This is a genomic window from Streptomyces sp. NPDC054813 (assembly GCF_053611365.1).
In genome coordinates this window covers 112,338-126,303 of the sequence record NZ_JBSHAF010000010.1, presented here as the reverse complement: position 1 = coordinate 126,303, position 13,966 = coordinate 112,338, and the positions used below count along the sequence as shown (strand labels likewise).

At 73.4% G+C, this 13,966-nt stretch carries 10 protein-coding genes; 1 reads left to right on the top strand and 9 read right to left on the bottom strand.

The genetic code is table 11. The features are described 5' to 3' along the window. Nucleotides 1–263: 263 nt before the first annotated feature. Nucleotides 264–965, bottom strand: a complete 702-nt coding sequence (locus ACWGJB_RS21665) for a nucleoside deaminase (RefSeq protein WP_453381763.1) — start codon at nucleotides 963–965, stop codon at nucleotides 264–266. Continuing rightward, a complete protein-coding gene (locus ACWGJB_RS21660; protein WP_453381762.1) occupies nucleotides 905–1,111 on the bottom strand; it encodes a hypothetical protein in 207 nt (68 codons plus the stop codon). Before ACWGJB_RS21660 ends, ACWGJB_RS21665 begins: the two co-directional genes overlap by 61 nt. Before the next feature lie 170 nt (nucleotides 1,112–1,281). Between ACWGJB_RS21660 and ACWGJB_RS21655 the strand changes: the two genes are divergently transcribed. Beyond that, entirely contained in the window at nucleotides 1,282–3,117 is a 1,836-nt protein-coding gene (locus tag ACWGJB_RS21655; protein WP_453381761.1) for a glycoside hydrolase family 15 protein, read from the top strand. Nucleotides 3,118–3,119: 2 nt separating this feature from the next. Here the strand turns inward: ACWGJB_RS21655 and ACWGJB_RS21650 are convergent, their stop codons facing one another. The 7 genes from ACWGJB_RS21650 to ACWGJB_RS21620 form a co-directional block, all read right to left on the bottom strand. Beyond that, entirely contained in the window at nucleotides 3,120–4,424 is a 1,305-nt protein-coding gene (locus ACWGJB_RS21650; RefSeq protein ID WP_453381760.1) for a hypothetical protein, read from the bottom strand. A 67-nt stretch (nucleotides 4,425–4,491) separates the two neighbouring features. After that, nucleotides 4,492–7,230, bottom strand: coding sequence for a SpoIIE family protein phosphatase (locus tag ACWGJB_RS21645; protein WP_453381759.1), 2,739 nt, complete (start codon nucleotides 7,228–7,230; stop codon nucleotides 4,492–4,494). 80 nt (nucleotides 7,231–7,310) lie between these two features. Beyond that, nucleotides 7,311–9,815, bottom strand: a complete 2,505-nt coding sequence (locus ACWGJB_RS21640) for a SpoIIE family protein phosphatase (RefSeq protein ID WP_453381758.1) — start codon at nucleotides 9,813–9,815, stop codon at nucleotides 7,311–7,313. Nucleotides 9,816–9,929: 114 nt separating this feature from the next. Next, nucleotides 9,930–10,616, bottom strand: a complete 687-nt coding sequence (locus ACWGJB_RS21635) for a 2-phosphosulfolactate phosphatase (RefSeq protein ID WP_453381757.1) — start codon at nucleotides 10,614–10,616, stop codon at nucleotides 9,930–9,932. Nucleotides 10,617–10,639: 23 nt separating this feature from the next. Further along, nucleotides 10,640–10,927: a DUF1232 domain-containing protein gene (locus tag ACWGJB_RS21630; RefSeq protein WP_351696789.1), complete on the bottom strand. Its 288-nt coding sequence runs from the start codon at nucleotides 10,925–10,927 to the stop codon at nucleotides 10,640–10,642. Between the two features lie 40 nt (nucleotides 10,928–10,967). Next, entirely contained in the window at nucleotides 10,968–12,116 is a 1,149-nt protein-coding gene (locus tag ACWGJB_RS21625) for a hypothetical protein (RefSeq protein ID WP_453381756.1), read from the bottom strand. Nucleotides 12,117–12,428: 312 nt separating this feature from the next. Continuing rightward, nucleotides 12,429–13,793, bottom strand: coding sequence for an FAD-dependent oxidoreductase (locus tag ACWGJB_RS21620; RefSeq protein WP_453381755.1), 1,365 nt, complete (start codon nucleotides 13,791–13,793; stop codon nucleotides 12,429–12,431). Nucleotides 13,794–13,966 lie beyond the last annotated feature (173 nt).

Below are 13,966 nucleotides of genomic sequence, written 5' to 3'. Positions count from 1 at the left end.
GGGTCGGGGAGGGGGGGGGTGGCGCGCCCCACCTCCCCCCCACTGGGGGGGGTGCCCCCCCGCGCGCCGGCGCGCACGCGTTGGGCCGGGGGGGGGGGGGGGCGCCCCCCCCCGGGTCCGGATCCGATGACGAGCATGTCGAAGTCTGGCACCTTGCGGAGTCTGTCAGCAGGTCCCCCCGGTCCGAAAGAGAGAACGGCCAACCTTCGCGTGAAATCCGGTACGGACCTGGGCCGTTGCGCATCCCGTGCCGCACGGGCGGCTCACCGCGCCCCGCCCGCCCGGCCGCCGCGCAGGATCTGGGCCCGGCGGAACAGCGCGTCCGTCGTCCCGGCGAGGACGCCACCCAGCAGCCGGGGGGTGTAGAAGGACCTGGCCGCATCGGCCACCGCCCGTGCCGGGAGGGCGATCTGGGCCAGCCCGGTGCGGCCGAGCCCGTCGATCGAGGTGCCCCAGACGACCTGGCCCACACCCGCCCAGGCGCAGGCGCTCATGCACATGGCACACGGCTCCCCGGTCGAGTACAGGGTGGTCGCGGCCCATCCGTGGTTGCCGACCCGGCGTACGTAGTCGGCCATGGCGAGCATCTCCCCGTGGTACGTCGGGTTCTCGGCCGAGGTGTTCACCCCGCGTCCCAGGACCCGGCCCGAGCCCACGAGTACCGCGCCGAAGGGGTAGCGCGGGTTCCGGCGCGCCTCTTCGGCCGCGGCCCTCATGAACCGCGCGTGGTCCTCGTCCCTGAACCGCGCGTGGTCCTCCCCTCTGAACCCCGCAGGGTCCTCGCCGTCGCCGCCCGTGGACGTGACGACGACGGCGGGGGCGGGTCGCGGTGTGTGTACGGCGGGCCCGGACGACACCACGCCCGCCGATCCGAGGAGGCCGAGGAGGCGGCGCCTGTCCAACGTCAGGGCAGGAGCCTCTCGACGCAGTTCGGTCCCTCGCGCTCCATCTTCTTCCTGGCCCATTCCAGCGTGGCCGGGGTGACGTCCCGGCCCGAGGCCATCACCAGGTCTTCGGGCGCCACCCCGGTGCCGGGGGCGCTGTGCAGCAGGGAGTCCGGGGTGGCGCGGTCGTCGGACGACCGGGACGCTTCGGGTTCTGAGGTCGACATGGTCTCTCCTTCGCGGAGCGGGGTGCACACTCTCACGATTGCCCGCCCGGCCGCACCCCGCATCCGGAGCGGCCCGGGGCCCTTCCGGCACCGGGTACCCGATACTGGGGGGAAATTATCCCTTTTAGGATGTAATGTGCCCATACATCCGTTCCGGGGAGGCCGCCGCGATGATCGAACAGCGGTTCTTTCAAAATGCGCCCGGTAGCCCCCGCTACCTGACGATCGCCGAGCACGGGCTGATCGGCGATCTGCGCACCGTGGCCCTGGTCGGCAGCGACGGCACCATCGACTGGTACTGCTGCCCGTCCTTCGACGCCCCCAGCGTCTTCGCGGCCGTGCTGGACGCCGAGCGCGGCGGCCACTTCGCGCTGGCCCCGGCCGTACCGGCCCGCACCAAGCAGTTCTACTTCCCCGACACCAACGTGCTGATCACCCGGTTCTTCACCGACGAGGGCGTCGGCGAGGTCCAGGACTTCATGCCCGTCGTCGGCGAGTCCGGTGACAGCGAGCGGCACCGGCTCATCCGCCGGGTGATCTGCGTGCGCGGCACCGTACCCTTCCGGGTCCGGGTCGCCCCCCGCTTCAACTACGGCGCCGACCCGCACACCCTGCGCCTGCTCGACGGCACCGCCCTGTTCGAGTCCGAGACGATGTCCCTGACGCTCACCGCCACGGTGGTCATGGAGAGCGACGGAGCGGACGCCCACGCCGACTTCAAACTCGGCGAGGGCGAGTCCGCGGTCTTCGCCCTCGACCAGGCCGGCGAGCACATCGCGCCACGCGGCTGCGCCCATATCGAGGCCGAACGGCAGTTCGAGGCCACCGTCTGCTACTGGCGGCGCTGGCTGTCCCGGTCCCGCTACCGGGGCCGCTGGCGCGAGATGGTGCACCGCTCCGCGCTCACCCTGAAGCTGCTCACCTACGCGCCCACCGGCGCCATCGTGGCCGCGCCCACCACCAGCCTCCCCGAGCAGTTCGGCGGCGAACGCAACTGGGACTACCGGTATGTCTGGGTCCGCGACGCCGCCTTCGCCGTGTACGCCCTGCTGCGGCTCGGCTTCACCGGCGAGGCCGAGGCCTTCATGAAGTTCCTGACCACCTGCATCACCCCCGGCGACGGCGCCGCCTCGGGGCCGCTGCAGATCATGTACGGCATCGACGGCCGCACCGACCTGCCCGAGCGCGAGCTCCCGCATCTGGAGGGCCACTGCGGATCCGCCCCGGTGCGCGTCGGCAACGCCGCGGCCGACCAGCTCCAGCTGGACATCTACGGCGCCCTCATCGACTCGATCTACCTCTACGACAAGTGGGCCCAGCCCATCTCCAGCGCCCAGTGGGACGACGTCACCCGGCTCGTCGCCTGGGTCTGCGACCACTGGGACCAGCCCGACGAGGGCGTCTGGGAGACCCGGGGCGGCCGCAAGAACTTCCTCTACTCGCGTCTGATGTGCTGGGTCGCCATCGAGCGGGCGATCCGGCTGGCCCGAAGGCGCGGCCTGCCCGCCGACCTGGCCCACTGGCTGGGCGCCAGGGACGCCATCTACCGGCGGATCATGGACCGTGGCTGGTCCGAGCGGCGCCGCGCCTTCGTCCAGTACGAGGGCGGGGACGTTCTGGACGCCTCACTCCTGATGATGCCGCTGGCCAAGTTCATCGCGCCGACCGACCCCAAGTGGCTCTCCACCCTGGACGCCCTGGGCGAGGACCTGGTCTCCGACTCCCTCGTCTACCGCTACGACCCGCAGGCCAGCCCCGACGGCCTGCGCGGCGACGAGGGCACCTTCTCCATCTGCTCGTTCTGGTACGTGGAGGCCCTGGTGCGCGCCGGACGCGTGGACGAGGCCCGGCTCGCCTTCGAGAAGATGCTCACCTACGCCAACCATCTCGGCCTGTACGCCGAGGAGATCGGCCGTACCGGAGAGCAACAGGGCAACTTCCCGCAGGCGTTCACCCATCTGTCGCTGATCAGCGCGGCCTTCAACCTGGACCGGGCGCTCGGCTGACGTCACGCGAAGCGTGAACTGCGCACCGGGCCTGACGAGTTGAGGCGGGCCCGGTCGCCGGTGAGCCAACTGTCCCGGACGGACTCCGCGAACGCGGCGAACGCCCCGTCCGGGTCGGCGGGCCCCTCGCCGTCGCCCTCGTCGGGAGTCGCGTCGGCCCGGGTGATCTCGGCGGCCAGTTCCTCCTCGGGCCGCCCGTCGGCCGCCTCCCGCTCCGCCTCGCCGTTCTCGCCGACCCGCAGCCGCTCGCCCCACGGGGCCACCACCGACTGGTGCAGCAGACCGACGCTGTCGGCGGTGACGGCCGGGGTGTCGGTCCAGCAACTCGCATGCTCGTGCAGCACCTGGCCCGGGGCGCGCTCGAAGAGGGCGCCGATGATCTCGGGACCCGACGGGTGCCCGGCCAGCTCGTTGAGGTCGTACGCCACGACGACGGTGTCCGGGCGGTCCGGCTCGAACGGCACGGCCGGCAGGTCCAGCACCTCGGCGGCGGCCAGGCCCAGGATCCGCGAGCCGCGGTCGGGCAGCAGGGACACCGAACGCGGGCTCGTCCGCGTCGTGGACAGCAGGAGCGCCAGCCGCCGCAGGGCGCGCAGGCACATCTCGGGGCTGTCCTGGAGCCAGGCGTACCGGCCCGACATGCCCGCGGCGAAGCCGAACGGGGAGAGCGTGCCCAGCACCTGGCCGCCGGTCACGTACTGCCAGTCACGCAGACCCGACGGTTCGCCGAGGGCGGCGGCCCGCTCCAGCATCCGGGTCTGGCGCTCCCGCGTGGGCAGCCACTGCGCGTCCTCCGGCTCGGGCAGCAGCGCGTGCTGACGGCGGGCCATCTCGAGGTCGCCCGCCATGAGCGCGTTGTACACCAGCAGATACCGGTCCGGCCAGTCGGCGAAGTCGCCCACGTGCCGGGCCAGTTCGGTCATCGCCTCCTGGTGGCGCTCCTCCCGCTCGTACGCCGACACCAGCTCCCGCAGGACCGTCAGCGCACCCGGGTTGTGGCTCAGCACCGTGCGCAGCGGCGGGATCGCCAGGAAGGACAGGCCGCGTTCGACACACGCGTACCCGAAGTCGAAGAGGTTCTTGGCATGGTCGGGCCGGGCGGCGAGCGCGGCGGCCGCCTGTCCGAGGTCGTCGAACCCCGCCGCCTCGGCGGCCCGCTCGACCACGAGGGCCACCTCGACGACCGGCGCGTCCTCCCCGGCGGCCCGCAACCGGCGTACCGCCCCAGGCAGATCCCCGGAGTCCAGGCACTCCCAGGCCCTGACGAGTTCGGCGGACTTGGGGCGACGGCTGCGGCGCGAGAACATACCGGGGATCATCACCCGCGGGGTGACGTGTCCTCAACACAATTGTGCGGAGCACCCCCTCGGGGCCTCAGGGCAGCGGCTGTTCCGCCCAGATGACCTTGCCGGCGGGGGTGTACCGGGTGCCCCAGCGCTCGGCCATCTGTGCGACCAGGAACAGCCCCCGGCCGCCCTCGTCGGTGCTCGCCGCGTACCGCAGGTGCGGCGAGGTGGTGCTGGCGTCGGCGACCTCGCAGATCAGCGTCCGGTCGCGGAGCAGCCGTACCCCGATGGGCGCGCGGCCGTGGCGGATGGCGTTGGTGACCAGCTCGCTGAGGATCAGTTCGGTGGTGAACGACAGCTCGTCCAGGTCCCAGTCCGCGAGCTGACGGGTCACCTTGGCCCGCACCTCGGAGACGGCCGCCGGGTCGGCCGGCACCTGCCACTCGGCGACCTGGTCCGCGCCGAGCGCCCGGGTGCGGGCGACGATCAACGCCACGTCGTCGCTGGGGCGGGCCGGCAACCGCTCCAGGACCGCCGCACAGGTCTCCTCGGGGGTGCCGCCGGCCGTCGACTCCAGGGCACCGGCGAGCAGGTCTAGACCCTCGTCGATGTCCCGCTGCCGGTCCTCGACCAGCCCGTCGGTGTACAGGACCAGGCTGCTGCCCTCGGGCAGCTCCAGGTCGGCCGTCTCGAAGGGCAGTCCGCCCACCCCCAGCGGCGGCCCGGCCGGCACGTCCGGGAACCGCACACTGCCGTCGGACCCGAGCAGCGCCGGCGGCGGATGACCGGCCCGGGCCACCGTGCAGCGCCGGGAGACCGGGTCGTAGATCGCGTAGATGCAGGTCGCCCCCGTGACCGGGGCCGTGTTGTCCGCGGGGATCTCGTCCTGGTCGATGCGGCTCACCAACTCGTCCAGCAGGCTCAGCAGCTCGTCGGGGGTCAGATCCAGCGCCGCGAAGTTGTGCACGGCCGTGCGCAGCCGCCCCATGGTCGCCGCCGCGTGCAGCCCGTGCCCCACGACGTCCCCGACCACCAGTGCCACCCGGGCCCCGGACAGCGGCAGGACGTCGAACCAGTCACCGCCGACGCCCGCCTGCGCCGGCAGATAGCGGTAGGCGATGTCCAGGGCGCTCTGCTCGGGCAGGCTGCGCGGCAGCAGACTGCGCTGCAGGGCCACCGCCATGCTGTGCTCGCGCGTGTAGCGGCGGGCGTTGTCGATGGAGATGGCGGCCCGGGCCACCAACTCCTCCGCGAGCGCCAGCTCCTCCGTGTCGAACGGGGCGAGCTTCTCCGAACGGCAGAAGTTGGCCACCCCCAGCACCAGGTTCCCGGCCCGCAGCGGCACCGTGATCAGCGAGTGGATGCCGAACTCCAGGATCCGGCCGGTGAGCTCCACGTCCTGGGCCCGCCAGCCGGGCGCGTCCCGCAGCCGCGGCTCGACGACGGAATAGCCGGTGTCCAGACAGCGGCCCTGCGGCGAGGACGGCACGAACCGGATCCGCTCGCCGACCTGGTAGAGCGGGGCGTCCTTGCGGAGGCCGGTGAACGCCACCCGGCGCAGCGCGTCCCCGGGCTTGGGCTCCTCGCCCTTGAGGACCGCGTCGTACAGGTCGATGGCGGCGTAGTCCGCGAACCTGGGCACGGCCAGCTCCGCCAGTTCCTCGGCCGTACGGGTGACGTCCAGGCTGGTGCCGATGCCCACCCCGGCGTCGTACAGCATGTTCAGGCGCTCGCGGGCCACCTCGGCGCGCCCGGACAGGGCGCGCAGCTCGGTGGAGTCGCGCAGGGTGATGACGCTGCCCGGCGGCCCGCCACGCACCGCGATGGGGCGCTGGTTGACGGCCAGCAGGCGGTCCTTGACCAGGTGCACCTCGTCGGTGGCCATCCGCCCCGAGGCGATCAGCTCCGCGGTGTCGCTGTCCAGGCCGAGGTCCCGCACCTGGCGGCGCTCGGCGTCCGGGGGCAGGTCCAGCAGGCGCTGTGCCTCGTCGTTGGCGAGCATCAGCCGGCCGTCGCCGTCGACGATCAGCACCCCCTCCCGCACGGAGTGCAGCACCGCGTCGTGGTGCTCGTACATGCGGGTCATCTCGTGCGGGCCGAGGCCGTGCGTCTGACGCCGCAGGCGTCGGCTGACCAGCGCCGTGCCCGCCGTCGCCAGCGCCAGCGCGGCGGCGGCCGAGGCCAGCAGCAGTGGCAGCTGCTGGTTGGCGGCGCCGCCCACGTGCGCGGTGGTGATGCCGGCCGACACCAGCCCCACCACCTTGCCGTCGGCGTCCCTGACCGGCACCACGGCCTGCACCAGTTCCCCGATGGTGCCGTGGACCTCCTCGGTGACGGTCTCGCCGGCCAGCGCGGGCCCGATGTTCCCGACGAACTTCTTTCCGATGCGGTCCGGTTTCGGGTGCGTGTAGCGGATCCCCTCGGTGTTCATGACGACGATGAAGTCCACCCCGGTCGCCTTGCGGGCCGCCTCGGCCTTGGGCTGGAGCACGGAGGTCGGATCCGGCAGCCGCAGCGCGGCGGCGGTGCCGGGCGCGTTGGCGAAGGACTGGGCGACGGCCACGGACCGGTTGCGAGCCTCCATGCTGCTGTCGTGGCGTACCTGGAGGACCTGTTCCACCACCGCCGTCACGACCAGCAGCAGCACGATCACCACCTGCAGCATGAACATCTGTCCGGCCACGCTGCGACCGCTGCGCGCCGACCACCACCGCCCGGATCGCATATGCCCCGGCCGGGTCACCGTCCGCTCCCGCTCCGCGAGCGGCGCGCGCGGAGCCTCGGAAGGAGGCGGCCGGGTCTCGGACCGGCCGGGCAGACGGACCATGAGCCCATGTCTACACTGCCCGGCCCTGCGAGGCGAGAGGGTCTCCGGAGGCAACCGGCTCGATGTCCCCTCGTGCCGGGTCATGGGCGGTCCCCGGACAACCGGCGGCGGGTGGCGAGCAGCAGCGCCACGTCGTCGGGCCGGTCGGCGGCGTGCCGGGCCGTGGCGGTGAGCCGGTCGGCCACCCCGGCCAGCGATCGGCCGCCGCGCCGGCCGGGTGCCGCCCCGGCCCTCGCCAGGGCCAGCCGCAGCGCCGTGATGCCGTTGTCGATGTCCTCACCCGGCCGCTCCACCAGCCCGTCCGTGTACAGGGCGAGGATCGCGTCCGGCTCCAGCTCCAGCTCGGTCACCGGGTACCGGGCCCGCGGGTCCACGCCGAGCACCACTCCGCCGGCGATCTCCAGGACGCGGGTGCGGCCGTCCGGGGCGCGCAGCAGAGGCTGCGGATGGCCCGCCCGGGCGACCCGGGCCCGTCCGGTGGCGGGGTCCAGGCGCAGATAGCAGCAGCTGGCGAACTGGCCCGGGTCGAGGTCGATGAGCAGATGGTTGGTGCCGCTCAGCACCTCGTCGGGCGGCCGGTCGCCGAGCGCGAACGCCCGTACCGCGCTGCGCAGCTGGCCCATGGTGGCCGCCGCCTGCACCCCGTGTCCCTGGACGTCCCCGATGACCAGGGCCAGTCCGTCGCCGGCCTCGACCACGTCGTACCAGTCCCCGCCCACCTCCATGCCCTGGGTGCCCGGCAGATACCGGCCGGCGGTCTCCACCCCCGGGTGGGCCGACAGCCGGCGGGGCAGCAGCGCCTGCTGGAGTCCGCGGGCGAGGGCGGCCTCGCTGTCGTACCGCTGGGCCTTCTCCATCGCGTGCGCGATCAGGCCCCCGAGCGCCGTGAGGACGGTGCGCTCCTCGGTGGTGAAGCCGCGCTCGACGTCGAAGCCGAGGATGCAGGAGCCGACCGGGCGACCGGAGGCGATCAGCGGCAGGAAGGCGCGCGCGCCCACGTCGGCGTCCAGGGCGAGGCCCGGGTAGGTGTCCCCCAGCTGCCGCATCGAGTCGAAGAACAGCGGTCTGGCCGTGGTGAGGGTCTCGACGCCGGGGATGCGGGCGTCGAGACCGACCCCGTCGAAGGGGGCGAGGAAGCCCGGCGGGAAGCCGTACTCCCAGGCCAGGTAGAGATGCCGGTCCTGGAGGAGGTAGATGGCCAGTCGGCGGCCGCCGAAGGCCGGGAGCAGCTCCTGCATCACCACCGCCGACACCTGGCGTGCGGTCACCGCGTCGGTCAGCGCGATGGCCAGGGCGATCGGCCGGTACAGCGGGGCCGTCGGGGCGCCGCCGACGATGGCCCGGCCGCCCGCCGCACCCGGCTCCGGCGGGCTCGGCAGATGTACGGCCGGGTCGATCCGGTTGGTGGGGACGACCGTGCCGGTGACGACGTCGGGGCCGGGGTGCAGGGACAGGGCGAGCCAGTCGCCCTCGCCGGTGTCACCGTGGCGGACCTGGAAGTGCACCGGTTCGGGGGCGAGCAGCGCACCGCGCCAGTGGTCGTCGTACGGCGCTCCGCCCAGCCACGGCATGACCTCCCACACGGGCCGGCCGAGCAGCTCGGCGGCCGGCCGGCCGGTCAGGCGGGCGGCTGCCGGGTTGACGTAACGCAGCAGCCCCGAGCGGTCCAGGCAGAACACACCCTGGGGGAGCAGATCGGCCACCCCGTCGGCGAACCCGGTCGGGCCCGGGTCGACGACGACCCCGGAGACCAGGGTCGGGTCCGGGGCGCCGGGCGGCGGCCACAGTTCCAGCAGGCGCGGGGCGCCGTCCGCGGCCCGCACCCGCAGCGGGGACTCCGGCGGCCGGCCGGCCGCGGTCTCGCGCAGCGCGGTCAGTACCTGGTGGGCGTCGGTGGGCGTCACGGCCGCCGCCAGCTCGGCGCCGGTGGTGGGGAAGTCCTTCGGCGCCACGCCGAGCAGGGCGTGCAGCCGGTCGTCCGCGCACACCGCCGAGGTGGCCGGGTCCCAGGTGAAACGCCCGGCGCGGGCCGTCCCCGGACGCGTCACGGGCGGCCGTACGCACACCGGCTCGCCCTCCCAGGCGACCGCCGCGTCGCCCTCCTCGGCCACCAGCGCGCGCAGCCCGGCGCCCAGGTCCTCGGCCAGCCGGCCCAGGTGGTCCAGGCCGGGCAGCTCGTCCTCCGCGTCCGGGACCGCCGGACGCAGCACGGTGAGCACTCCGAACGACGGCGCTGCCCCGGGCACGGGCGTGTACACCGATCCGAACTGGAACGGCAGCCCGGCCGCGAACTGGGGGTAGCGGCGCACCATCTCGGTGGCGTTGGGCAGCACCACCCGCACCCCCAGCCGGTAGGCGTCCGCGACCGGGAACGGCCGGTCCATGTGCAGCCGCCACCAGGGCCGGAACAGCGGGCCGGGCAGCCCCACCAGCGTCGCGAGCCGCAGCAGCCCGGGGGTGCCGGCGCGAAGGTACACCCCGGCGACGTGGCCGCCGGCCGCGTCCAGGGCGCCGGTCGAGGCGTCGACCAGCAGCGCGGTCAGCCGTTCACGCGCCCGGCCCAGGTGCTCGCCGCTCCCAGTCATCCGGTCCTACCTCGTCCGTGCACCGCTGGGTGGGGGACACAGCAAGAATGCGCCACGACGCCCACGGAACGCACCCGGGCGGCACCGACCGGTTGCTCCTCGCGGAGCACCGGCTCAGCCGTCGGCAACCGGGCGCAGCACCAGGTGACCGTCCTCCCGGGCGGCGGCCATGGCGAACGGGAAGGCGTCCGTCTCCAGGCACAGCGGTACGTCCTCGGGGTGGATGCCCTCCCAGCCGAGCCGCACCCCCTCGGCGAGCCGCGCGGCGGCGTCGGAGTTCCGGGCCCGGTCCACGAACGGACCCGGGTCGAGGCCGTCGTCGACCACCCGCCCGGCGATGTACTGGGCGCAGGCCAGGTCCTCCTCGGCCCGCCCGCCGTCCCCGGTGACGACGAAGGTGACCGCCTCGGGCCGCTCCCGCCGCAGGACGGCGGCGGTGGCCCCGGCGACCACGAAACTCGCGCACAGCAGCAGCCGGGCCCCGGCGACGGCCAGCGCCCCGGCCGTCCCGGCGGTGGTCCGCTGGACGACGGTGCGGCCCGCGACGTCCAGCGAGCGCAGCCGGGCCGGTGAGTTGGCCAGGTCGAAGCCCGGCACCACCGGACCGTCCTGGAAGGCCAGCCAGCCCGGGTGGCGGGCCTTCAACTCCAGTGCCTCGTCGAGGGTTTCGGCGAAGACGATCCGCTCCGCGCCCCGCCCAAAGGCCCCGGCCGCCACGGTGAACGCCCGCATCACGTCGACGACCACGGCGACATCGGGCGGCGAGGAGAGCCCGGAGACACCGGTGAACGTGGTTCGCATCAGCCCATCATGCCCTGGGCGGCTCAGAGTTCGGGCTCCTCCGTCGGCAGCACCCGAGCCGCGCGCATCGAGCGCAGGGCCAGCAGGAGGACGCCGATGTCGTCCAGGTAGATCGGGTCGGGGAGGAGGTCGGTCGGGAGCACCAGGTACAGGACGGCGCCCCAGAACACCCAGCGCGGTCCGGTGGGCAGCCCGGCCCGGCGCAGGGTGCGCCGGGTGCGGACCAGTCGTACGAGCACGGTGACCGCCCCGGCGAGCAGGGCCGCCGCGACGATCGCGCAGATCACGAGCACGGTCGTGGTGGTGTCCATGGCTGTCCCGTCGTCCTGCCCCGGTCCGGCCCGGGGCTCCTCACTGGTCCGTCTTCCCGGTTTCGTCCTCGGGCATGGCCGTCGGCCCGGCATTCTCCTTCGGCGGCCGCAGGCCCTTGAAGACCCGGGTCAACTGCTGGAAGGGGGAGCCGGGTTGGGAGGCCGGCGCGGCGGGGGTGGGAGTGTCGCGGAGGGCGGCGAGCGCCTCGTCGGCCCGCTCGGCCGCCTCCCGGTACAGGTCGCGGGACCTGGTCATGGCCTCCAGGGCCTCGGCATACTGCGCGACCCGCTCGCGTTCGCGGGCGAGCTCCTCCTCCAGCGTCATCAGGGTCCAGTTGTCGCGCAGATCGGCCAGCGCCTCCTCGGCGCCCTGCGGCGCGGGCTTGGGCAGCGAGGCGAACCGGCGCAGCACGGCGATCAGTTCGGTGGACTCCGAGCCGTCCAGGAAGACGCTGCGCACCGCGTACTCCCGCGCGTCGTAGCCGGACGGTGCCGGGTCCGGGGGCAGCAGGACGGCACCGCCGCGCGGCACCTCGACGCCGAGGTCGCGCACCGCCCAGTTGACGGCACGGAACTGCTGGGGCGTGGCCCGGTGCTCCACGACACGGTGGGCGAGGCCGGGCGGCAGCTGCCGGACCAGCGGCTGCCGGCCGAGCGCGTCGGGTGTCATCGCCTCGTGCACCACGAGGTTGACGCACCAGGCGTCCTTCGCGGCCTCGCGCAGCACCCGCCGCATGTCCTTGTCGTCGGCGGGCAGCGGGTTGACCGTGCGCAGCCGCAGGCCCGCGACGGCCGGGTGGTAGTCCCAGGCGGCCTCGCCGCCGTCCCCGGCCTCGTCGCCGTCGGGCCAGAACACCGTCGCCGGAGAGGGCCAGGTCTCGTCCCAGGGCCGCTCTGCCTCGGCGACGAGCTGCCACTCCCGTCCGGCCGCCTGCGCTGCGAGGGTCAGCCGGGCGCGCACCGTCACCGTGCCGTCGTCGACGCGCCAGCGCGCCTCGAAGACCCGCGGGCCGGATTCCCCGGGCACGGCGGGCACGGCGGGTTCGGCGAAGTCGTCGAGGGCGCCGGTCTCCTTGCGGCGGCGCAGGATCCGGCGGATCACCTCCTCGGAGTCCGGGCCCGTGTGGCGGCCGCGGGCGGCCCAGACGGTCGGCGGGAGGACGGCACGGTCGGTGGCGGAGTTCGACATGGGCCAATCTGCTGATGGAAGCGGGGTGTGCGTTCCAGTATCACCGCTCGGCAGCGGGTTCCACAGGGCGGGGGCCGCCCGCGCACGGGGAATGCGCCCCGCACCCGGGGTGTGCACCGTGTGCGTCGTGCGACGGCGGTTCACCCGTGTCCCCGACCAGGCGGATTCCGGACAATGGTGCGGCGAACGGGGTCTGCTCGTCCATCCGCACAGGGGCGGGCCCCGTTCGCCCGGCCGACGGTGAACACGTAAGGGGGGCCGACGGCGATCCGTCGGCCCCCCTTCGAGCCCTACGAGCGGTTCAGCGTCGTGTCACGCGCCGCTCTCCCGGAGCATGTCCTCGCGCTCGACGAGCTTCACCCGCTCGCGGCCCTGCGGCTCGCCCAGCGCCCGCTCGGCGGCGTCCAGCCGATACCAGCCCTCCCAGGTGGTGAAGCGGACGTTCCGCTCGGCGAGGAAGGCGTCCACGGCCTCCGGCGCGGGCGCCTCGGGAGTGTGCAGCCGGTCGTTCGCGTAGTCGTCCAGCAGGTTGGAGACCGTCTCGTTGGCGTCGCCCTTGGTGTGGCCGATCAGACCGACCGGGCCGCGGCGTATCCAGCCGGTGACGTACGTCGACCGGAGGTGGTTGCCGCTCTCCTCGATGACCCGGCCGCCCTCGTCCGGGACGGTGCCCGAGTCGATGTCCCAGGGCAGCTTGGGCAGCTTGTCGGAGAGGTAGCCGACCGCGCGGTAGACCGCGCCGAGCTCCCAGTCCTTGAACTCCCCGGTGCCCTTGACGTTGCCGGTGCCGTCCAGGGCGGTGCGCTCGGTGCGCAGGCCGGTGACCTTGCCGTCCTCGCCGAGGATCTCGGTCGGCGACTCGAAGAAGTGCAGGAAGAGCTTGTGCGGGCGGTCGCCGACATCGCGGATCGCCCAGTTCTCCAGGGTCTTGGCGACCATGTCGGCCTGCTTGTTGCCGCGCCGGGTCTCGATCGAGCCCTCGTCGTAGTCGATGTCCTCGGGGTCGACGATGACCTCGATGTTGGGGGAGTGGTCCAGCTCCCGCAGCTCCATCGGGGAGAACTTCGCCTGCGCCGGGCCACGGCGGCCGAAGACGTGCACCTCGAGCGCCTTGTTGGCCTTCAGGCCGTCGTGGACGTTCGGCGGGATCTCGGTCGGCAGCAGCTCGTCGGCGGTCTTGGCGAGGATGCGGGCCACGTCCAGGGCCACGTTGCCGACACCGAGGACGGCGACCTTCTCGGCCTGCAGTGGCCAGGTGCGCGGCACGTCCGGGTGGCCGTCGTACCAGGAGACGAAGTCGGCGGCGCCGTAGGAGCCGTCCAGCTCGATCCCGGGTATGCGCAGCTCGCGGTCGGCCGTCGCGCCGGTGGAGAAGATCACCGCGTCGTAGAAGGTGCGCAGGTCGTCGAGGCTGATGTCGGTCGGGTAGTCCACATTGCCGAAGAGCCTGATCTGCGGCTTGTCGAGCACCTGGTGCAGGGCCGTGATGATGCCCTTGATGCGCGGGTGATCGGGGGCGACGCCGTAACGGATCAGGCCGAACGGGGCGGGCATCCGCTCGAAGAGGTCGATGGACACGCCGGGCTCGGCGGCCACCTCGGACTTGAGCAGGGCGTCGGCGGCGTAGATCCCGGCGGGGCCGGCTCCGACGATGGCTACCCGCAGGGGGCGCGGCATGATCAGGTTCCCTTCGAGTGAGGACAATCGATCTCGAACGGGAAGCCTAAGCTAAGGCAGTCCTAAGTTAGTACGCGGGTCCGGTCTATGACCTCATAAGACGAACTTATGACTTCTGTCGGGTCCCGCTTATGGCCAGGAGACGGTACAGCTCCCCTCCCGGTGCTTGGCGG

Bases quoted from the DNA above. Each gene is read 5' to 3' on its own strand.
- ACWGJB_RS21660 (WP_453381762.1), bottom strand. From the start codon at position 1,111: ATGTCGACCTCAGAACCCGAAGCGTCCCGGTCGTCCGACGACCGCGCC.
- ACWGJB_RS21620 (WP_453381755.1), bottom strand. From the start codon at position 13,793: ATGCCGCGCCCCCTGCGGGTAGCCATCGTCGGAGCCGGCCCCGCCGGG.
- ACWGJB_RS21650 (WP_453381760.1), bottom strand. From the start codon at position 4,424: ATGTTCTCGCGCCGCAGCCGTCGCCCCAAGTCCGCCGAACTCGTCAGG.
- ACWGJB_RS21640 (WP_453381758.1), bottom strand. From the start codon at position 9,815: ATGACTGGGAGCGGCGAGCACCTGGGCCGGGCGCGTGAACGGCTGACC.
- ACWGJB_RS21630 (WP_351696789.1), bottom strand. From the start codon at position 10,927: ATGGACACCACCACGACCGTGCTCGTGATCTGCGCGATCGTCGCGGCG.
- ACWGJB_RS21635 (WP_453381757.1), bottom strand. From the start codon at position 10,616: ATGCGAACCACGTTCACCGGTGTCTCCGGGCTCTCCTCGCCGCCCGAT.
- ACWGJB_RS21655 (WP_453381761.1), top strand. From the start codon at position 1,282: ATGATCGAACAGCGGTTCTTTCAAAATGCGCCCGGTAGCCCCCGCTAC.
- ACWGJB_RS21665 (WP_453381763.1), bottom strand. From the start codon at position 965: ATGGGCCAGGAAGAAGATGGAGCGCGAGGGACCGAACTGCGTCGAGAG.
- ACWGJB_RS21625 (WP_453381756.1), bottom strand. From the start codon at position 12,116: ATGTCGAACTCCGCCACCGACCGTGCCGTCCTCCCGCCGACCGTCTGG.
- ACWGJB_RS21645 (WP_453381759.1), bottom strand. From the start codon at position 7,230: ATGGTCCGTCTGCCCGGCCGGTCCGAGACCCGGCCGCCTCCTTCCGAG.